Below are 18,201 nucleotides of genomic sequence, written 5' to 3'. Positions count from 1 at the left end.
TTTTATGCTGCCCCCTCAAAAATCAGTTTCAGGAGCTTGTCGAGGGTTGCAATTTCCAAATCATCAGGAACGTTCTGACCATTGGTCAGATATGACACAGGTCGCTGGTACCTGTACAGGACCTCAAGAGCCGTGCCATAACTCGACGTCTCATCAAGCTTAGTAAACAGAAACTTGTCGACGGGTAATCCTTGAAAATAGTTGGCACATTGCAACAAGTCCTCAGCTTTTGTAGTAAGGCTCAGTACCAAGTGCGTTTCATCAATTACGGGAAGCTCCAGTAACCTTCTTATATCTTCGAGGTGTTCGGGACTCCGAAAGCTTCTCCCAGCGGTATCAATCAGGATAAGGTCTCGGTCGGCCAACTTTGCAATTGCCCCGTCCATATCTTCGGCGCTGTTAATCACTTCCAGAGGGACACCGAGAATACGGGCATAAGTGTGCAACTGATCGATGGCGGCAATGCGAAACGTATCAGCCGTAATCAAACCTACCCGTTTCTTCCCGCTGAGCATTTGCAACGCTGCAATCTTGGCAATTGTTGTCGTCTTTCCGACACCGGTCTGCCCGACAAAGGCTACGACCCTGGATGAAGGGCTAAGGGCTGCATGAGACGTACACTGCGGCAACACTTCCTTGATTGAGTTCAGCAGAGATGAAGAGACAGCGGACTTTAGATTGGACCCATCGTGAATCCCATTCTGTCCCCAGACAACCTCAAGGGCTGACAGAAGCCTGTCACTCTCCAAACCTTGTCTCCGTAAAAATTGCGTATGCTCAGCAACGCTGTTTTCGTGAGTAACCACCCGCGACAGTGATGATTGTTGAACCAAATGGTTCAACGTCTCTCGAACCTGCATCAGTTCCTGTTGCAGCAGTTGAAGACTGGGACCCGAAAACTGATTCACAGCAGTTCCATGCAACTGGGCCGTATGTTCCTCTGTTGAGGAGAGTATTTTTTCCTGATTGGAATACGCTCGGATGTTTTCCTGCTGCTGACTCATGCTGACAGAACTTCCTTTGCTGTCTCCCTCGACACCAGCTGGCACTGACGGGGATACAAGGACAGGAGCAGGAGCCGCTGCAGGTGGTTCTTTCGGAACAGATTGATAGTCCCTGGAGTACTTCGTTTGAATAGGCATGTCCTCTCCAGCCGCAGCCAACACTTCGAGACGCTTTTTGCGGCGCAGGCCAAGCCAGTGTTTCTCATGTACTTGCCGAGTACTTAGAATGACTGCATCCTTTCCCAAATCCCGTCGAATCATCACAATGGCTTCAGGCATGTCCTTCACCACATAGCGCTTTACCATCATTAGAGATTCACCACCCCTCCACTTTCCACTTCAATGGTTGGATCTAACTCGTTATAAGATAATACAACCAGTTCCGGTATAAATCGTGTAAGCCAGCGCCGTAATGGCAGACGTAATTGCGGATGGGCCAACAAAACGGGGGTTTTCCCTGCTGCGGACATCTTATCCGTCTCCTCACGCAACCGACGATAGATTTTCTGTGCCTCAGTCGGGTCAATCCCAATGAAGGCGGGGCCGCCGTCCTGTTGAACTAAAGAGGCTTGAATTTGTTCTTCCATCGCAGGCGCTAATGTGATGACTGAGAGAGGTTCTCCAGGAATTGAGAACTGGTGGCAAATCTGTCTTGACAGGGCCTGTCGGACTTGTTCTGTCAAGACATCCGTATCTTTTGTCACATTTCCGGCGTCTGCCAGCGTTTCTAAAATTGTCACGAGATCGCGAATGGAGACCTTCTCTTCCAGCAGATTCGCCAGCACTTTCTGGACTTGGCCCAAAGTCAAAAGGTTGGGAATCAAGTCGTCTACAACAGCAGGAGCAGAGGTTTGAATGTGATCGATGAGTGTCTTGGTCTCCTGTCGTCCCAGCAACTCGTGTACGTGTGACTTCAGCACCTCTGTAATATGTGTCGCGACTACAGTGGGTAAGTCGACTACAGTGTACCCAGCGGCCTCGGCTCGGAGACGCATGCCGCTGTCCACCCACACGGCAGGCAAGCCGAATGTGGGTTCTTCTGTCGGGATTCCGACTACAGCGGGATCGTCTGTACCTGGACTCATCGCCAACCAGTGACCCATCATCAAGTCGCCTCCCGCCACCTGAATGCCGCGAATCTTAATGGCGTATTCGGAGGGCCGAAGCTCCACATTGTCTCGAAGCCTGATAACGGGAATGACCATGCCGAGTTCGAGCGCAAGTTGCCTTCTGATCATCACGACACGGTCGAGTAAGTCTCCCCCTTGTTTGCTGTCTACCAGTGGAATCAGTGCGTAGCCAAATTCAAATTCTATAGGATCAACTCCGAGCATAGACAGTACACTTTCAGGCTTCTTTGTCTTATCCGACTGAGCCCTGACTTCTTCCTGCTTCTTTTCTTCCACTTCCGCAGCTTGTCGCTGTTGGCGACGCCAGCCCATAAAAGCTGCAACGCCCGCAACAGGGAATGTTACGAAGATGCTGATGGGTGTAAAGATACCTAGCAGTGAAATGGCTCCTGCAACGACATAGAGGCTGGTCGGTTGCGAAAACACCTGTTGGATGACATCCTGTCCAAGATTGACCTCTGACGCTGCTCGTGTCACCATGAGTGCCGTTGCCGTAGACAATAGCAGGGCCGGAATCTGACTGACCAGTCCGTCACCGACGGAAAGAACGGTATACGTATGAGCCGCTTCCTGCCAAGACATGCCGTTCATAGCCATTCCAATAATGAAGCCGCCAATCGTATTGACAATAATGATGAGGATGGCGGCAATGGCATCTCCTTTGACAAACTTGGATGCACCGTCCATAGCACCGTAAAAATCAGCTTCACGTTCAATTGCAATACGGCGGTTTCGAGCATCCTGCTCTGTTATCAGACCCGCGTTCAAGTCAGCATCAATAGCAATTTGCTTACCAGGCATTGCATCCAGTGTGAACCGCGCTGCCACTTCTGCAACCCTCTCTGCACCTTTTGTGATGACAATAAACTGAATGATAGCCAAAATAGCAAAGACAATGAAACCAATTACAATGTTTCCCTTGATGACAAAACTGCCAAAAGTGTGAATCACCTCACCGGCGTTGTGCTGGCTCAAGATAAGTCGCATGGAGGAGATATTCAGTGCCAACCGATACAGCGTAGTAATGAGCAGCAAAGACGGAAAGATTGAAAAGTCCAATGGCTCACTGGTACTCATGGCCACAAGCAACACCGTCATCGAGACAAACAAATTAATTATCAAAAGCACATCCAACAGCATCGTATTCATCGGAACGACCATCATAACCACAATTCCGATAACAGCTGCCATAATTGCTATGTCGGTTCTTTTCATATCCTCACCTCCCCGCCTTGTTGTTTAGGCGATAAACATACGCAAGCACTTCCGCCACAGCCTGAAACAGGTCTTCCGGAATCACATCACCGATATCAACTAGTCTGTACAGGGCCTGTGCAAGGGGTTTATTCTCTACGAGAGCTACCTTTGCCTCTTTGGCACGTTCTCGAATACGCCTCGCCATGTCATCCTGGCCCTTGGCCACCACCAACGGGGCCAGTGCTCGCGACGTATCGTAGACCATCGCGACGGCATAATGCGTTGGGTTTGTAACCACCACATCCGCTTTTTCCACTTCTTGCATCATTCTCTGTGTGGCAAGTGCCCGACCCCGTTGACGAATCCGGCCTTTGATTTGGTCGTCTCCCTCTTCTCGCTTATGTTCGTCTTTAATATCGTCCTTTGACATTCGAATGCTTTTTTCAAAATCGTATCGCTGGTAGAAAAAATCTAGTGCGCCGAGTACCAGCATCAAGGCTGCGATTTCAATTGCCATGCGAAATATGAGGTCTCCGACAAGGCGCGGATAAGCCGTAATACTGACCTCATACATCTGCTCAATAGTACCAACAGCACCGCGTACGACTGAATATGCCACCAAACCTACGACAGCGAGTTTGAGGATGGACTTAATGGCCTCTACCGTGGACCGCAAACTAAACATTCGCTTAAAACCCGAAATGGGATCAATCCTCTTCAAATCAGGCATTACATGCTTTGGAACAAACAGCACACCCACCTGTGCAAAAGACGCTATCCCGCCCACGAAGACCGCTAATGCCAGCAACGGCAAAAGCAACTTTAAAAAGGTGATGATTTGTCCATCAACGAGACCAACCAGCTGTATTTGCGTAAAATCAGGTCTTTGAGCATTACCCAAATCTGTCTTCATGACACTGACCCACCCAGACCAAATGTGTCCGCCGAAGACCCGGAGTCCAGCAATCAGGGCAAACAACGACAGCGCCGAAGTCAGTTCCGAACTTCTTGCTACCTGACCTTCACGACGAGCCTCTTGCCGTCTCTGCGGGGTAGCACGTTCTGTTTTTTCGCCGGCAAAGCGCTGTAATTGCAGTTCTAGCACAGTCCGTTACCCCCCGAGCCACTTCATCATCGTGTCCATATGCGAAAACAGCATCTGAAACAACTGACCAAACAAGTAAACCAGTCCAGGCATAACCACTACAAACATTGTCAGGCCGACAAACAACTTTGCCGGCAACCCCACAACAAACACATTCATTTGGGGAACAGCCCGTGACAAGAGGGCAAAGGTGATGTCGCTCAGCAACATGGCTATCAACAAGGGAGCTGAGAATTCCAACGCAAAGGTCATGACGAGAGCAATTGTATGAGACAGAAACTGCCATGTATCTGACGGAAAATGTAAGCTGCCTACGGGAATAAATTTATAGCTGCTCATCACGGCCAACATGAGTCCGTCAAGACCGTTTACCCCCAGGAAATACAAAGTAAATAGAATGGAAAGAAAGTTTCCTGTCAAAGAACTGTTTTGACCGGTTTGCGGGTCAAACTCACTGACAACACTAAAACCAATTTCCAAATCAAACATTTGGCCTGCCCACAGCATTGCGGTAAAAATCATGTTTGCGAAAAATCCCATAAATATGCCTACTGAGGTTTCTTCGAGCAAGAGAACGACAAACTCACCCGGATTGGTGTATGGACTCGCAACATGCGCGCTTAACGTGGGCTCCACTAACATCGCAGTTACAGCGGCCAATCCAATCTTTCCCCATGCGGGCCAAATCCGGATAGACAGAACCGGGCTTGTTGCGACAAACGCCAACAGGCGACTTAAAATCACCAGAAACAGATAAACGTGATTGAGTGCATATGCAATCATAGGGCTATTGCACGAACGCCATCAGGTTTCCCAACACATGCTGTGTGAAATCCACCATAGAGGCTAGCATCCAAGGTCCAAAAATCAACATAGCGACGATAGCAGCCGCAATTTTCGGTACAAAGGCCAGCGTCTGTTCCTGAATTTGTGTTGTAGCTTGAAAGACACTTACAAGTAATCCAACGGCCAGCCCAAAGCCGAGGATTGGGGTTGTAAGTTTGACAACGAGCCAGATGATTTGCTGTCCAAGACCGATAATAAAATTGGCGTCCATCTCGCCCCTCCTTTCCAAAAACCGCGGCGGCTGCCACTGCGCAGAACCAAGTCAGGTCTCATGTATAGCCGGCCAACAGGCTCTTTACGACCAGATACCATCCATCTACCATGACAAACAATAAAATCTTAAATGGCAGGGATATCATGACCGGCGGAAGCATCATCATCCCCATGGACATCAATGTTGTCGCGACGACCAAGTCGATGATGAGAAAAGGCAGATATATCATAAAGCCGATTTGAAAGGCGGTTTTCAGTTCACTGATGGTATAGGCTGGCACCAATGCAGCCATCGGTATCTTAGCTACCGACTTGGGCTTTTTCATATGTCGATACTGCAAAAACAGTTCCAAATCGTTTTGACGCGTCTGTTTGGCCATAAATTTCTTAAATGGAACCTCGGCTCTTTGCAATGCCACAGTCTGCGAAATTTGTCCTTTTAAATAGGGTTGTAACGCCTGCTGATTGGCCGTTTGAAAGGTTGGCTGCATCACAAACAGCGTTATAAACAGGGCCAGTCCAATCAAGACTTGGTTTGGCGGCGACTGTTGCAGTGACAGTGCATTGCGAACAAAGGACAGCACAACAATAATGCGCGTAAACGACGTCATTAGTATTAAGATAGCCGGTGCAATGGACAGGATAGTAAGCAAAAAGATGATCTGAAGGGTTCCGTCTACAGCATGTGGTGAGTTTGAAGTCGGAATGCCCGGAATAAGACTGGCAGTTTTGTTGGTTGCTGCTGAGACTGTCATGACAGACAACCCGGCAAAGGTGCCCACAGCCCCCAACACGGAACCGGTCAGATAACGGATAGAGCGAGCTTTCATTACTGCGTATCCTCCTTGCGGTCATCCCGGCCGTATTTCTTACGCACAACCTGTAACGCATTGGCAAAGACCTGCTGAAAGTTCGCCTGCTCGACCTCTCCCTGCCCTGCATCGTCAAAGTCTTCCGTGACATCTGCCAAAAGCGTCACATCGTCCCCGACACCGACTAAGTACCGCTTTCCCTGTACCTCGACCACTTCAACAAACTTACTTGGAGCCAACTGATGTGCAGCCAGCACCCGAATGCTGCCTGTCTGCTTCACCTGTGTTTTCCTTGCCAAAAATTTGATAGTAATAATGACGAGAATAATGATGACAATCAGCCATAACAAGCCTTTAAAATACGTTGAAAAGCTAGGGCCTTTGAGACCCGTCGCTTCCAGTGCCTTGGTAGAATTTGAAGCAGCATAGACGGCGGTCATGGCCTGTCCATATGTGATGGTGAAAATCAGCACAGATACAAAAAAACGCAAGACATGACCCCCTTACTACCGGTTGACATAAAACTATGCCAGTGCCTTTTTTACAGCTTCTATAACGCGGTCGGCTTGAAACGGCTTGACAATAAAATCTTTGGCCCCGGCTTGAATGGCATCAATCACCATTGCCTGTTGCCCCATCGCAGAACACATGATGATTCTCGCGTTTACGTCCGCTTCCCTTATCTTTTTCAATGCTTCAATACCATCCATTTCAGGCATTGTTATATCCAACGTGACTAGGTCAGGTCGAACTTCTTGATACTTCTCTACAGCCTGTTTTCCGTCTGCAGCCTCCGCCACCACTTCATAGCCGTTTTTTGTAAAGATGTCTTTGATCATCATTCTCATAAAGGCTGCATCATCCACAATTAAAACTCTGTTTCCCATTTTGCTCCTCCGCTCTATCGCAACTTTTCTGACAAACGCCCCCGTCTTTATTGAAGGTTCTTCACTCGTTCCACGGGACTGATAATATCTGTGACACGGACACCAAAGTTTTCATCAATGACAACAACTTCTCCAATTGCTATACGGCGGCTATTGACCAAAATATCCACAGGCTCTCCAGCGAGCTTGTCTAATTCAACCACTGACCCCGGAGCGAGATCGAGAATGTCACGAATCGGTTTCTTTGTTCTCCCCAATTCCACCGTAACATTCAAAGACACATCCAGAATCAGGGATAGGTTTCTTGAATTCTCAGGAGTAGACTCAAAGGAATCATCCAACTCAGCAAAACTAGGTTGGAAAATGGCTTGATTTGAGCCAAAGCTTGAATTCAGTTGAGTTGCAGGAATGCTGCCTGCATGAGCACTCCCTGAGCCTGTGCTTCCTGATAAGGCGGCCTGCTGTTCCATGCCCGCGTGGAGGTGTGATGCGTCAGCCCTAACAGCTGCAGTTCCTGCAAAACTGTTGACTGCATCGGCTGAGGCCGCCGCCACCTCATTGTGTGCATCAGTCCCATTAATGGATGATGTGTTGGCAGGGTCTGTACCAGTTACCCCAGCAGCACTACCGGTGGTGCTTTCTTGGGATGTCGCATCGCTCAGAAGTTTCACCATGCCCTTCGCGAAGTCGAACGACACCAGTTGCATAATCTGTGAATCAATCAGGTCCCCGACCCGCAATCGAAACGCGGTTGAGACAATGTCCCCCGTCAGGCCAATATCAAACTGTTCTCCCCCGGACAAGTCGACAAACTTGACTGAAGGTGGGGAAATATTGATTGGGCGCGAAAAAATAGTAGACATGGATGTCGCTGCGCCTCCCATCATTTGATTCATAGCTTCAGCCACCGCACTCAAATGAAGTTCTTGCAGTTCTCCCTCTGTGTTTGAACCATCTCCCCCGAGCATAAGATCTGCGATGGTTTTCGCATCTTGTAACTCGATGGCAAGAGCATTCGTCCCTTCCAACCCTTCTGTATACTCAACGGCAACCATGACGTACGGCCGAGGAAAATCAGAATGAATATGCTCTGCATCGTGCAACGTTACCACAGGGGTCGTAATTTCCACCCGTTGCTGCAACAGTGTAGAGAGCGCAGTGGCGGCGGAACCAAAGCTGATATTGCCGATTTCTCCGAGAATGTCTGTCTCTTCGTCTGTGATTGTCGCAGAACTGGATTGTGCAGCAGGTTGTGCACTTTGATTTAAAAGAGCATCAATTTCCGCCTGAGACAGCTTCGCCTTTTCTGGCATTGACGCCGCCTCCTTTCACCGATTGAATAATTTGAACAGCATAATGCTTATGCCGGGTTCCCACTTGTCCCGTAAAAGTAGGGATCCCATCCACAGTTACCGTAATGGCATCTCGAATTGAATTAGAAAGCGGAATAATGTCTCCTACTTGCAGGTCCAACACTTCATCCACTGTCAGTTCCGCCGCACCCAATTCTGCCTGCAAATCGACGTCCACCTGGTGGAGGTGCGCCTCCATCTCTTGCTCGCCATAGCCAGTTGAATTGCGACTCTTGGACACATCGTACAGGTATTGTGTAGTCAACTTAGGGATAATTGGTTCAACAGTCACGTGCGGAATACATATATTCATCAGTCCGGTAGCCTCTCCAATTCGAGCACTCAAGGTGACAACCAGAACAGTCTCATTGGATGTGGCTAATTGCAGAAACTGGGGGTTCGTTTCCAACGAAACAAAACTGGGTTCCAAGCGTTCAACTGTCTTCCAGGCTTCTCCAAGGAATTCCGGCATTCTTCCCAACGTACGCTCCAACAAACTCTGTTCTATTTCGGTCAACTCACGCTCGCGATACGGACCTTTGGCGACTCCCCCCATCACCCGGTCGAGCATCGCAAAAATAATTTGTGGATTGATTTCAATAACAACGTGACCTTCCATCGGCGCAAAGTCCAAAACCTCAAGAATTGTTAAAGCAGGAACTGACTGCACAAACTCTTCATAAGGCACTTGATCGACCGATTCCACTTGAATTTGGATAATCGTACGAAGCTGAGCTGCTAAATTTGTTGAGAGAAGTCTTGCAAACTGTTCATGGATGCGAGAAATGATGCGAATATGGTCCTTCGAAAACCTCATCGCACGACGAAAATCGTAATTTCTGACACGCTGCTCGTTCTCTGTCCCCAACATTTCTTCCGCATTGACTTCACCTCTGTCCAATGCAGACAGCAACGAGTCTATCTCCGCCTGCGATAATACGTCTGACACACTCCGCACCTCCTTTCAACAACGTCAGCACTTTCACATGCTTGGCTGACTGCCTTCGTCTGACCTATTGAGTTACAATGTCCGTAAATAGAACTTTTGTTACAGTCCCTTTTGGCAACTGACTGTCGACAGCCTTTGCAATATTACCTTTTAATTTGACAATCCCGCTAGAGCTGTTAATTTCCTTTGTTGTATAAGTCCTCATGAGTCGATTCATCGTGTCCTGTATCGTTGGAATCAGAGTTTTAATCTCTTCATGCGTTGACTTGTCATTGGCCTGTAGGGTGACGGTGAACTGAACTATCCCGCCGCCTGCCACGTTTGTCGTCATTTGCGGCAAAGCTACCTGCAGTGCCTTCTGCTGCTGAATCGTGAGCTTCCCGTGTTTGTGAGCAGAAGGCTTAAGAACCAGGTACACTCCTATTCCAGCTGCAATGAGGACAGCCATCGAAGAGATAATGAGGACCATCAGTTTCAATGGTTTTTTCATTGCCCTGCATCGACCCTTCCCTGTAAAGCGCCAGCAATACCAATTCTGTGCAAGTATTCGACACTCTTCTCCACAATCCCTTCGGGAGTGTCAAGAAGCACGTATTTGTGACCCGTGGTAAGCGTTACAATTGTGTCAGGTGTCGACTCAATGGATTCAATCAGCAGCGGATTCAGCCATATGGCGGAACCGTTTAAACGCTCTACGTAAATCACTTCAAACACCCCCCGAAGAGAAATGAAACTGTGGATTTAAGATGATTCGCTACTACTACGGATGACGCAAGTTGCTTAGGTCATTCAAAATCAGCGTGTCGGTACCAATCACTTTGGAGTTTGCAGAAAACGCCTGCTGCGCTGTAATCATATTTGTTAGTTGACGCGTCAAGTCTACGTTGGACATTTCCAAATACCCCGACTCCACTTGACCCGTGTTGCCAGTTCCAGGCGTGTGAAACGTAGGATTCCCAGAGTTGTTGGAGATGGCATAGAGCGAATCCCCCATTTTACTCAACCCGCTCGGGTTACTAACCGTCCCCAGGGCCATGTATCCCAGAGTCACCCGCTGCTGAGTGACTGGAGCACCTGCAGTTGCCTGACTATCCACTGTCGCATTAATACTTCCGTCCGCTCCAATCTGTACGTCAGGGCTTGAAGCGAGAGTATACTGCGGATACTGCGTGCCTGTGCTGTAGCCGCCCTGTGCTGTAGCATAGCTGGCAACCATCTTACCGAGATTGACATTATGCAGATTCGCTGAGTTAATGGTCCCGTTCACTGGAGCGGTCTGTCCATAGACGCCCTGTGCAATGGCCCCGTTTGGCAACACCAGGTTGCCCGACTTATCAACGCTGAAATCACCGGCGCGTGTATAGTAAGTTTGTCCTGCACGACTCACTGTAAAGAGACCGCCGCCATTAATCGCGAGGTCCGTGGGTACACCAGTGGACTGGTCAGCGCCTTGAGTAAACAGGGTCTGTGTTGCACTAACCTTTACTCCGAGCCCTACCTGATTTGGATTTGTTCCACCAGACACATAGGTATTGCTGCCGGGATTTAGGGCTGGAGCACTACCGGCACTTTGCGTCTGGCTCAAAACATCAGCGAAATCGGTTCGCGCCGTCTTATATCCTGTGGTATTCACATTAGCAATGTTGTTTCCTATCACATCGAGTTGTGTCTGAAAAGCATTCATACCTGAAATTGCGGAATACATCGACCTGAGCATTGCATTTCCTCCTTTTATTTTCGGCAAGTCCACCTGAGAGCGGCGCGCATCATACCCTTTTGCAACGGTTCAGTCAGTCCCCGTTGCGAAGCCTCCTTAACGGTCCAGCTGTGGTACTATCGCTACGCTGTCAATATTGGTAATCACGGTGGGCTCATCGTGTTTCATTGTGGTGACCACGGTATGGCTTGGAACGTTTACAACGAACCCTTGGTTTCCATAGAGTAAATAACCGTCCTTCGACCCCTTCTCCTGAAGCATGTTCATGGCTTGTTCCATGTTTTTGAGGTCTTTGCCGTTCAGTTCAATCCCTCGTTGTTTTAGCCTTTGAAGTGCGTGGGCACTAAACTTTAGTTTGGACGTTTCATACAGTGCCTTCTGAAACTGTCCGCCAAAGGACTCTTTCGGTTGACTTTGAACCGGCTTTGACTGACGGGAGGGACCGCTGACATACGGACGAACCGGAATGCCGTGCAAGAAATCCGAAGACATGTCAACCCCCCATTTGCTGCAGCGCACTCATAGGATATTTCGTTCCGTTCACAATCAATTCCGGACTCCCATTGTTGTAGCCGACGGCAGATACTGTCCCCTGAACTGACGCTCCATTCTTGTCCGTCACAGTTACCTTCGTACCCAACAGCTGATGCGTAAAGTTCATTTGCGACAAGCTCAGTAACTGTCCTAGTGTTTTCTGAATCGCCATGTCTTCCTGAGCCACATTCTGCATCTGCTCCAGCGAGGAAAACTGGGCTAATTGGGCAACAAACTGCGTGTTGCTCTGTGTGCTGAGCGGGTCTTGGTTCTTCATCTGGGCAACCATCAATTGCAAAAATGCATTTTTACCGAGCTGACCGTTACTAACATTCATGATTCCTGTCATGCACTCACCTCCTATACTCTGAGACTGATTGTGGAACGTCTCGCATCAAGAACGCTGGTTACAGGGGCCGGTTGCAGCGAATCTTCTGCATTCCTGTGTCCACCTTTCGAAAAAGGTGCCTTGGGACTCTTCTTCCCCGACCTGCCGTCGCCCTGACCCTGAGGGTGCTGTTGAGACACATCGACTTGCAGATTTGCCAGGTTCACACCCGCCGAATGGAGCGCTTGCGTCAGTTGCGCAGACCCTTGTTGCAGCCACGCTGCGGTGGCCGGATTCGTAGCACTCACTTGAATGGCAAGCCCGTTCGTCTGCTGCCCGACTGTCACCGTAATGCTGCCCAGGCCGTGGGGATGGACCTGCACTTTCAGAGTCTGCGATCCCGCTTGGACATGCTGCGCAATCATCGCTGCAAACTGGTGGTACACTTGTGCGTTCTGAATGTTGACTGTTTGCATACTAGGAGAGACGTTTCCGCTTGCCAACAGTGGCAATTGCGGTTGACCCGCCTGTGCAATTGTTGACCCAGTGACGCCCGGTTGTCCGGATAGAGCCCGTTTCTTGCCTTGCAGCAGTTGCGCAGCTTTGTTGTTACTAAACAGTGCCATGCTCTGTAGTGTTGCTTTAGAACCTGTTACTGAATTCGACTTCTGTCCCTTCACAACAGTGCCCATGCCTCGTCCAAAAACCCCCGAATTCGCCGCCGTCTTCTCACCCTGTCCACCCCTTTGGGCGTTGACCGGGTAGCCTCGCATCAATACTACTCGCTGCACCGGGAAACCAGCCACGGTAAATGGAGTCTGTTGCTGTACCGCTTTTACGGATAGTCCAGAAAGACCAAGTCCCTGCTGAACGACATTCTCCCCGAGTCCTGACGTCACGACTTTATTTGCAGAACCACTCGCAACGGCAGAGGTCCCTTGACTTGAACTAGGCTCAAGTTGCATCAACACCAACGATTTTGCTCGGCCGCCTCCGTTTAGCGCTTCCGTCAGATCCGCAATCAGGGCAGACGCCGCAAGACTTCCTGCAGCACGACCTGGCATTGGCTCAGAAGCGTTTGTTCCAACACCTGGAGAAGCTGCTGTTTTGCTTTCCCCGACTTTAGCCTTCGCACCTTCGGGAGGCATCGTCTGCGCAGTTCCCTGCAGCTGACTGTTCACTGCTCTGACCGGCTCAAGGGGTGGTAGGAAAAGGCCATACAGTTGCCCATTGTGAAGAGCCGTCAGCACTGTCTCAGTTGCGGCTTTGTGTGGTCTTGCGCTGCCGACCGGGGTCTTTGAACCGTTGCCTGGAGAGCTCTTGCCCTGTGTTCCAACCTGCTCTTTCATTGCGTCAGGCACACTGGAAACACCGGGCAACCCCGCGTTCAGCTTGCCCTTCTCCGACAGTAACTGCTGTAAATCCTTCACAGAGACTTCAGCAAAGCCTTTAACCCTGAGTTGACTCAGATGGAGTTGACTCCCTGCGCTGACCTGCACAAGTTTCAGCCTTGTTTTACCGAAACTTGCGGTTTTTGCCCCTTGCTTTGCAAGGACGGGGATAAACAGTGCAGTGGGATTGGAACCAGGCAGCGTCGCTTGTCCAGTACCAACATGCGCTCCACCGCTGCCGCTGGTCCTCGACGCAACGACATCAAACAACTGTTGGAATGCGTGCTCTGGATTCACTCCACGGCGGCGGTTCTGGGCGGTTTGCGTGATCGTTTGCCCTGGACTTTGAACTGAAATATCCTTTGCCAACACGAAACTATTCGTCATTTTCTCACCTCCTTTCAATGAACTGTGCAGTTGACATGCTCTGCTCTTGAAGTCACGCCAGAGTTTCTTGCCCGAAGCTCCCTGCGCTAAATCTTGACTCCAATTTAACCAATTGAATTCCCACTGCCGCTTCCTGTTGCGTTACCTGAAGCCGTTCCAGAACCATTGGTAGTGTTCACGCTGTTTGCGGTTCCCGCACCGGTTGCGCTGCCTGAGGCAGGAAACTGGACTTTGCTGGCAAGCGTCAACAGTTTACTTGCCGTCGCAGGCGGCATCTGACCGAGTATCGGTCCTGATTCTGAACTCTGCATGACAGCTATCACAGCTGCGGCAGCAGATAAGGGCAGCTTTGCCATGACTTGGGCTGCCGCAGAAGGGTCCATGCCCTGCAAAACGGACGCCTCCGTTTGGGCTTGACTCTCTTTGGACAACTGCTGTGAAAGTTGGTGATGAAGGTTTTTGTTTTCACCCTGAAGTTTCGCCATGGCTGCGGCATCGTTGGACAGTTTAGACGTCAGCGAACTCTCTTTTGTTTGCAGAGTTGCCAATTGCGTCTTCAACTTTACAATTTCCGTCTGTGTTCCAGTTGAGGCCGTTTTTGATCCCGTTGTCGACTGGCTGGCTGCCGCTGATTTATGGTGCAGGATTTTCATCGCGTCCTGCCACACGGGTACTTTCAGCACAAACTGAAACGCTGCCCAGACCATTGCCAGCGACACCAGCACGGGAACCACACCAACAAGCAAAATAGATAGAAGTTGCTGTCCCGCACTCTTTCCGACACGCTCAGCGGCTGACTTTGCCATCAACGACTTCCCCCTGACTGACTAAAGTACCTCTGCACGGCCATGTCGTCAGCTTCTGCCTGGTTTTTTCTGTCACGCTCTTGCTTCAGCCTTTGCTGCTGTGTTTCCTCAAGATGTACCCATTGGTTCGTCTCTATGTAAGCTTGCTTGACTTGATGTTTCCGTTCGGCGGCTACGGACTTTGCAGCTTCGAGATTGGCAAGGCGGCACTCCAGTTGCTTGCTCAACATATCCCGGTACGCTGCCCGATACTGAAGCGTTGCCGCGTTTAACCTGCTCGAAGCGTCACTTTGTTCGGCGCGGCGCAAGGCTTTCGTCTCCTGCACGTCGTTCTCTCTTTCCCGCACGGTCCCGAGTGCATTGGCTAATCCAATCTCCAACTGTTCCTGAAGGTCTTCCTTAAGACCTCTCATTCTCGACACAATCTCAACCCGCGGGTCTGTCATGCCCTCACCTCCGCAAGCTCTTGTAATTGAAGAATTGATTGTGCAAGCGAGGCCGGTTCATCGGCTCTTTGTTCAAGGAATTCTCGCAGCAATGGAAACTTGTCTACAGCAACGTCTGTCTCGGGCTCTGCGCCAGGTTGATATGCACCAATTCGAATCAGGTCCTCCACGTCCGTGTAACGCTGGAGCCAGTCTCGCACCTGACGGTTTGCTTGTTGATGCAGGGGGTCAGCCAAACTGTTAAAGAGACGACTGATACTGGCAAGAATATCGACAGCCGGAAACCGACCTGAGTTCGCAAGTTTGCGGGATAGTACCACATGTCCGTCGAGTATCCCCCGGACTGCATCAGAAATCGGGTCGTTTAAGTCGTCCCCGTCTACCAGAACAGTATAGAAGGCAGTAATCGATCCCGCTTGTCCCGCACCCGCACGCTCCAGCAACTTCGGCAGTAACGCAAAGACGGACGGCGTGTAGCCTCTGCTTGTCGGCGGTTCGCCCACGGCCAAGCCGACTTCACGCTGAGCCATTGCAAACCGTGTCACCGAATCCATCATTAAATTTACACTGAGCCCCTTGTCCCTGAAGTACTCTGCCACTGCCGTGGCCACAAAGGCAGCCTTGAGTCGAATCAAAGCTGGCTCATTAGAAGTAGAAACCACCACGACAGACCTCTCCATGCCTTCGGGACCAAGTTCACCTTCGATAAACTCACGCACCTCGCGCCCGCGTTCACCGATTAGGGCAATGACATTAACATCTGCTGAAGTATTTTTTGCTATCATGCCAAGTAGTGTACTCTTGCCAACTCCGCTTCCAGCAAAAATACCCATCCGCTGTCCCCGCCCCACGGTCAATAGTCCGTCCAGCGCACGGACGCCGGTCTGTACCACCTCTGTAATCCGAGATCGGTTTAAAGGGTGCAGCGGAGGACCTTCAATCATCCGTTGCTCTGCTTTCGCAATGGGACCTTTGTCATCAAGAGGCCGCCCCAACCCGTCCAACACTCGGCCCAAAAGCGCGGTGCTGCAGTTGACAGACAGTCTTTGTTGCAGCGACAGCACTTTAGCACCCTGTTCAACTTCGCCTAGGTCTCCGAGAGGCATCAACACGACCCGCTCTTCTCTAAAGCCTACAACCTCGGCCAAACAATGAGAGCGTGATTGAGATTCGACACTGCAAATATCACCCAGTTTGCTGCGGGGGCCTATAGACTCAATGGTCATACCGACCACTTTTACCACTTTTCCGTAGAGACGGAACCAGCGCAGATCAGCCAAGGTCTGTTCCACTTCACTCACCAAGTTCATCTGCAATCCCCCTCTCCATCACACGCGCCAAGGCACTTTGGACCAACTCCATGCGCGTCTCCATCTTCGCATCCACCTGTCCATGAGCAGTTTCCAGCACACATCCCCCGGGCGATAAAGACGCATCAGGCACAACAGTGATAGGCCATTCTCCGTAACCGTCAGAAACCCACTGTCCAAATTCATGAGCTGCTCTTTCATAATCCATGGGATTGACCAGTACGCGGACGCGCGCGCCCTCCACCACGTATTCAAGGAGATGAGAGACCATTGAATCAATGTCTGCTGGTGCAACTTCCAGTTCTCTCTGAACAAGCACCTTCACAGCCTTTGTGACAACAGCGGAAGCGACTGTGTGAAGGGATTGCACGATTTCTTCCCAGCGGCGTTTATTGTCGTCTGCAATGGACTGCGCCAGTTCGATGAGCTCTTCAAAACGGGCTTGTCCTTCCACTCGAGCTGTCTCCTCACCAGCGGAAAAACCTTCCTGATAACCGAGCTCATACGCTTCTTTGTGCAACCTCTCTGCTTCTTTCCTGGCATTGTCAAAGATAGCTTCTCGCTGCTCTTCAGCTTTCTGCACCAGCTGATTCGCCATTTCACGGGCTTCGTCCAGAAGCACTTCGGCGCTCACGTTTTCCGAGAAATTCTTCGATTCCGAGCGACTGGCCGCCATCTCTTCACGGGCCCGAAGGGCCTGGATATCAAATTTAGGAATCTCAGTTGTCTGGCTTGGCGAGTTCGTTACACGTTTAAGGACCCTAGACAATGATATCGTCACCTCCGCCCCGCGCTACGATGATTTCTCCAGACTCTTCAAGCCGCCTGATGACCCCGACAACACGCTGCTGAGCATCCTCTACATCCCGGAGACGGACAGGACCCATAAATTCCATTTCTTCTCTGAAGGTCTCCACCATCCGTTTTGACATATTGTCAAACACTCGATTTTTCACGTCGTCTCCGACTACTTTCAGCGACAACTGCAAGTCTTTTGGCTCAACATCCCGAATGACCCGCTGAATCGAACGATCGTCCAATAACACGATATCTTCAAACAAGAACATCTTCCGTTTGATTTCATCAGACAATTCCGGATCAAACTGTCCAAGCTCGTCAATAATCGTTCGTTCTGTGCCTCTGTCAACATTGTTCAAAATCTTGACTACGGCATCGACCCCGCCTGTTTGGGCGCTGTCGAAGCTGCTCATCATGGACATCCTATTCTCAAGTACCTGTTCCACATCGGCAATGACTTCCGGAGAGGTAGAGTTCATGAGTGCAATTCGTCGAGCAACGTCTGTTTGCATCTCCTGCGGCAGAGCAGACAGAACCATGGCCGCCTGTTCAGCCTCCAGGTACGAAAGCACCAAAGCCATGGTCTGCGGGTGTTCTTCCTGAAGAAAGCTAACCAATTGATTTGGATCCGCCTGGCGCACAAAGTGGAACGGTCGAACCTGCAAGGTAGATGTCAGTCTGTTAAAGACCTCTTCAGCCTGCTCAGCCCCCAATGCTTTCACAAGCACTTCTCGCGCATAATCGATGCCGCCAGTGAGAATGTACTCGTTCGCCATGGCAATATCATGAAACTCTTTCATCACCTGTTCCCGGCGGTCCACATCCACCTTTTGCAGGTTTGCTATTTCAAAGGTCAGTTGCTCTACCTCGTCTTCTGACAAGTGTTTATATACTTCCGCTGCTACCTCTGGCCCTAAGCTGATGAGCAAAACAGCTGCCTTCTGTTTTCCCGTTAATTCCCTGCGAAGTCGCGGCACCTGCAATACCTC

Annotated in this window: 21 protein-coding genes; all 21 read right to left on the bottom strand. The window is 50.2% G+C overall.

Features of this window, described 5'->3' with window-relative positions; genetic code table 11:
• Nucleotides 1-2 precede the first annotated feature (2 nt).
• Nucleotides 3-1,313, bottom strand: a complete 1,311-nt coding sequence (gene flhF, locus GI364_RS10700) for a flagellar biosynthesis GTPase FlhF (RefSeq protein WP_198853551.1) — start codon at nucleotides 1,311-1,313, stop codon at nucleotides 3-5.
• Nucleotides 1,313-3,349, bottom strand: coding sequence for a flagellar biosynthesis protein FlhA (flhA, locus tag GI364_RS10695; RefSeq protein ID WP_198853550.1), 2,037 nt, complete (start codon nucleotides 3,347-3,349; stop codon nucleotides 1,313-1,315). Before flhA ends, flhF begins: the two co-directional genes overlap by 1 nt.
• A gap of 4 nt (nucleotides 3,350-3,353) precedes the next feature.
• The gene (gene flhB / locus GI364_RS10690; protein ID WP_198853549.1) at nucleotides 3,354-4,436 is read right to left on the bottom strand and encodes a flagellar biosynthesis protein FlhB; all 1,083 of its coding nucleotides are present in this window, start codon (nucleotides 4,434-4,436) and stop codon (nucleotides 3,354-3,356) included.
• 6 nt (nucleotides 4,437-4,442) lie between these two features.
• Nucleotides 4,443-5,219, bottom strand: a complete 777-nt coding sequence (gene fliR / locus GI364_RS10685) for a flagellar biosynthetic protein FliR (protein ID WP_198853548.1) — start codon at nucleotides 5,217-5,219, stop codon at nucleotides 4,443-4,445.
• A gap of 4 nt (nucleotides 5,220-5,223) precedes the next feature.
• Nucleotides 5,224-5,493, bottom strand: coding sequence for a flagellar biosynthesis protein FliQ (gene fliQ, locus GI364_RS10680; protein ID WP_198853547.1), 270 nt, complete (start codon nucleotides 5,491-5,493; stop codon nucleotides 5,224-5,226).
• Between the two features lie 58 nt (nucleotides 5,494-5,551).
• The gene (gene fliP / locus GI364_RS10675) at nucleotides 5,552-6,250 is read right to left on the bottom strand and encodes a flagellar type III secretion system pore protein FliP (RefSeq protein WP_198853963.1); all 699 of its coding nucleotides are present in this window, start codon (nucleotides 6,248-6,250) and stop codon (nucleotides 5,552-5,554) included.
• Nucleotides 6,251-6,324: 74 nt separating this feature from the next.
• Nucleotides 6,325-6,798, bottom strand: coding sequence for a flagellar biosynthetic protein FliO (locus GI364_RS10670; RefSeq protein ID WP_198853546.1), 474 nt, complete (start codon nucleotides 6,796-6,798; stop codon nucleotides 6,325-6,327).
• Between the two features lie 33 nt (nucleotides 6,799-6,831).
• On the bottom strand, nucleotides 6,832-7,194 hold the full coding sequence (locus tag GI364_RS10665; RefSeq protein WP_198853545.1) for a response regulator: 363 nt from the start codon (nucleotides 7,192-7,194) through the stop codon (nucleotides 6,832-6,834).
• A gap of 47 nt (nucleotides 7,195-7,241) precedes the next feature.
• A complete protein-coding gene (gene fliY / locus GI364_RS10660) occupies nucleotides 7,242-8,507 on the bottom strand; it encodes a flagellar motor switch phosphatase FliY (protein ID WP_198853544.1) in 1,266 nt (421 codons plus the stop codon).
• The gene (fliM, locus tag GI364_RS10655) at nucleotides 8,470-9,495 is read right to left on the bottom strand and encodes a flagellar motor switch protein FliM (RefSeq protein WP_198853543.1); all 1,026 of its coding nucleotides are present in this window, start codon (nucleotides 9,493-9,495) and stop codon (nucleotides 8,470-8,472) included. Before fliM ends, fliY begins: the two co-directional genes overlap by 38 nt.
• A gap of 64 nt (nucleotides 9,496-9,559) precedes the next feature.
• Nucleotides 9,560-9,985, bottom strand: coding sequence for a flagellar basal body-associated FliL family protein (fliL, locus tag GI364_RS10650; RefSeq protein ID WP_198853542.1), 426 nt, complete (start codon nucleotides 9,983-9,985; stop codon nucleotides 9,560-9,562).
• A complete protein-coding gene (locus tag GI364_RS10645; RefSeq protein ID WP_198853541.1) occupies nucleotides 9,982-10,200 on the bottom strand; it encodes a flagellar FlbD family protein in 219 nt (72 codons plus the stop codon). The genes fliL and GI364_RS10645 overlap by 4 nt, the downstream gene beginning before the upstream one ends.
• 55 nt (nucleotides 10,201-10,255) lie before the next feature.
• Nucleotides 10,256-11,212 carry a flagellar hook-basal body complex protein gene (locus GI364_RS10640; RefSeq protein WP_198853540.1) on the bottom strand — a complete coding sequence of 319 codons (957 nt, stop codon included), beginning with the start codon at nucleotides 11,210-11,212 and terminating at the stop codon, nucleotides 10,256-10,258.
• Between the two features lie 96 nt (nucleotides 11,213-11,308).
• Nucleotides 11,309-11,704 carry a hypothetical protein gene (locus GI364_RS10635; RefSeq protein ID WP_198853539.1) on the bottom strand — a complete coding sequence of 132 codons (396 nt, stop codon included), beginning with the start codon at nucleotides 11,702-11,704 and terminating at the stop codon, nucleotides 11,309-11,311.
• 1 nt (nucleotide 11,705) lies between these two features.
• A complete protein-coding gene (locus GI364_RS10630) occupies nucleotides 11,706-12,095 on the bottom strand; it encodes a flagellar hook capping FlgD N-terminal domain-containing protein (RefSeq protein ID WP_198853538.1) in 390 nt (129 codons plus the stop codon).
• 11 nt (nucleotides 12,096-12,106) lie between these two features.
• On the bottom strand, nucleotides 12,107-13,852 hold the full coding sequence (locus GI364_RS10625) for a flagellar hook-length control protein FliK (RefSeq protein ID WP_198853537.1): 1,746 nt from the start codon (nucleotides 13,850-13,852) through the stop codon (nucleotides 12,107-12,109).
• A 104-nt stretch (nucleotides 13,853-13,956) separates the two neighbouring features.
• Complete coding sequence (locus tag GI364_RS10620) at nucleotides 13,957-14,658, bottom strand: MotE family protein (RefSeq protein WP_198853536.1); 702 nt, start codon at nucleotides 14,656-14,658, stop codon at nucleotides 13,957-13,959.
• Nucleotides 14,658-15,104, bottom strand: coding sequence for a flagellar FliJ family protein (locus GI364_RS10615; protein WP_198853535.1), 447 nt, complete (start codon nucleotides 15,102-15,104; stop codon nucleotides 14,658-14,660). The genes GI364_RS10620 and GI364_RS10615 overlap by 1 nt, the downstream gene beginning before the upstream one ends.
• Nucleotides 15,101-16,414: a FliI/YscN family ATPase gene (locus GI364_RS10610; RefSeq protein ID WP_198853534.1), complete on the bottom strand. Its 1,314-nt coding sequence runs from the start codon at nucleotides 16,412-16,414 to the stop codon at nucleotides 15,101-15,103. Before GI364_RS10610 ends, GI364_RS10615 begins: the two co-directional genes overlap by 4 nt.
• Nucleotides 16,398-17,183 (bottom strand): FliH/SctL family protein, encoded by a 786-nt coding sequence (locus GI364_RS10605; protein WP_198853533.1) that lies wholly within the window; start codon nucleotides 17,181-17,183, stop codon nucleotides 16,398-16,400. Before GI364_RS10605 ends, GI364_RS10610 begins: the two co-directional genes overlap by 17 nt.
• The gene (fliG, locus tag GI364_RS10600; protein WP_198853532.1) at nucleotides 17,176-18,189 is read right to left on the bottom strand and encodes a flagellar motor switch protein FliG; all 1,014 of its coding nucleotides are present in this window, start codon (nucleotides 18,187-18,189) and stop codon (nucleotides 17,176-17,178) included. Before fliG ends, GI364_RS10605 begins: the two co-directional genes overlap by 8 nt.
• Nucleotides 18,190-18,201: the final 12 nt, after the last annotated feature.

Source organism: Alicyclobacillus sp. SO9 (genome assembly GCF_016406125.1).
In the GTDB taxonomy this organism is placed as follows: Bacteria; Bacillota; Bacilli; order Alicyclobacillales; family Alicyclobacillaceae; genus SO9.
Note: the sequence above shows the minus strand (reverse complement) of the source record. Positions and strands in the feature narration are given on the sequence as shown.

Excerpts from the sequence above, each read along its gene's own strand:
- GI364_RS10665 (WP_198853545.1), bottom strand. The coding sequence starts at position 7,194 with ATGGGAAACAGAGTTTTAATTGTGGATGATGCAGCCTTTATGAGAATG.
- fliP (WP_198853963.1), bottom strand. The coding sequence starts at position 6,250 with ATGACAGTCTCAGCAGCAACCAACAAAACTGCCAGTCTTATTCCGGGC.
- fliQ (WP_198853547.1), bottom strand. The coding sequence starts at position 5,493 with ATGGACGCCAATTTTATTATCGGTCTTGGACAGCAAATCATCTGGCTC.
- GI364_RS10615 (WP_198853535.1), bottom strand. The coding sequence starts at position 15,104 with ATGACAGACCCGCGGGTTGAGATTGTGTCGAGAATGAGAGGTCTTAAG.
- GI364_RS10640 (WP_198853540.1), bottom strand. The coding sequence starts at position 11,212 with ATGCTCAGGTCGATGTATTCCGCAATTTCAGGTATGAATGCTTTTCAG.
- fliR (WP_198853548.1), bottom strand. The coding sequence starts at position 5,219 with ATGATTGCATATGCACTCAATCACGTTTATCTGTTTCTGGTGATTTTA.
- GI364_RS10620 (WP_198853536.1), bottom strand. The coding sequence starts at position 14,658 with ATGGCAAAGTCAGCCGCTGAGCGTGTCGGAAAGAGTGCGGGACAGCAA.
- fliL (WP_198853542.1), bottom strand. The coding sequence starts at position 9,985 with ATGAAAAAACCATTGAAACTGATGGTCCTCATTATCTCTTCGATGGCT.
- GI364_RS10635 (WP_198853539.1), bottom strand. The coding sequence starts at position 11,704 with ATGTCTTCGGATTTCTTGCACGGCATTCCGGTTCGTCCGTATGTCAGC.
- GI364_RS10630 (WP_198853538.1), bottom strand. The coding sequence starts at position 12,095 with ATGACAGGAATCATGAATGTTAGTAACGGTCAGCTCGGTAAAAATGCA.
- GI364_RS10610 (WP_198853534.1), bottom strand. The coding sequence starts at position 16,414 with ATGAACTTGGTGAGTGAAGTGGAACAGACCTTGGCTGATCTGCGCTGG.
- fliY (WP_198853544.1), bottom strand. The coding sequence starts at position 8,507 with ATGCCAGAAAAGGCGAAGCTGTCTCAGGCGGAAATTGATGCTCTTTTA.
- flhF (WP_198853551.1), bottom strand. The coding sequence starts at position 1,313 with ATGATGGTAAAGCGCTATGTGGTGAAGGACATGCCTGAAGCCATTGTG.
- GI364_RS10625 (WP_198853537.1), bottom strand. The coding sequence starts at position 13,852 with ATGACGAATAGTTTCGTGTTGGCAAAGGATATTTCAGTTCAAAGTCCA.
- flhA (WP_198853550.1), bottom strand. The coding sequence starts at position 3,349 with ATGAAAAGAACCGACATAGCAATTATGGCAGCTGTTATCGGAATTGTG.